1 protein-coding gene is annotated in these 884 nt (G+C 68.0%); it reads left to right on the plus strand.

The genetic code is table 11. The features are described from left to right. Positions 1-110 precede the first annotated feature (110 nt). Positions 111-845: a transposase family protein gene (locus tag ACVCAH_RS37965; protein WP_447141027.1), complete on the plus strand. Its 735-nt coding sequence runs from the start codon at positions 111-113 to the stop codon at positions 843-845. Positions 846-884: the final 39 nt, after the last annotated feature.

An 884-nucleotide genomic window follows, 5' to 3' on the forward strand; every position in this document is an offset into this window, starting at 1 on the left:
CCTTCATCTCTCGCACAGCACCGCGCTCAAGAGCTCTGCCTACAACCAGCTCCCTCCCGCGCTCGTGGCGCACGACGTCTCGTAACCCCGGCGTCTGTCCGTTGAGGACGATGATCGAGGATGTCTGGGTGCAGGTGATCTCCGCAGCCCGCCCGGAGTGGATCTTCCCGTTCACTGGTCTGCAGCCGGCCCAGTTCCGCCGGCTGGTTCGCCTGGTCGCCGAACGTGGCGGGGACGCCATCGCCGACGGGCGGCCAGGCCGGCAATGGGCCCTCGACCTGCCCGACCGGGTGCTACTGGTCGCCGCGTACTGGCGTACCAACCTGACCATGCGCCAGATCGGCCCGCTGTTCGGGGTGTCCCACTCGGCCGCGCACCGGGTCATCGACACTCTCGGACCGCTGCTGGCCCTGGCCCCAGTCCGCCGGCGCCCGGTCGACCAGATCGCCATCGTCGACGGCACCCTGATCCCGACCCGGGACCACCGCCTGGCCGCGCCGAGTAAGAACTACCGCTACTCGACGAACCTGCAGGTCGCTATCGATGCCAGCAGCAGGCTGGTGATCGCCGTCGGCGATCCGCAGCCGGGCAACCGCAACGACACCATCGTCTACCGCACCAGCGGGATCGACCAAAAGCTGGCCGGCAGGCCGGTCATGGCCGACGGCGGCTACCGCGGCAACCCCGAGGTGATCATCCCGTACCGCAAGCCCCACGACGGCAGCCAGTTACCCGACTGGAAGGCCGAGCTGAATACGGAGCACCGCACGGTACGCGCCCAGGTCGAACACGCCCTGGCCAGGCTAACCTCGGTCTTTCACGGTGTCCGTGATCTTGAGGGTTGAGAAGGCTCGGTAGAGACGGCGAAGTGCCTGCCGCGTAAG

This window comes from Micromonospora sp. LZ34 (genome assembly GCF_052981855.1).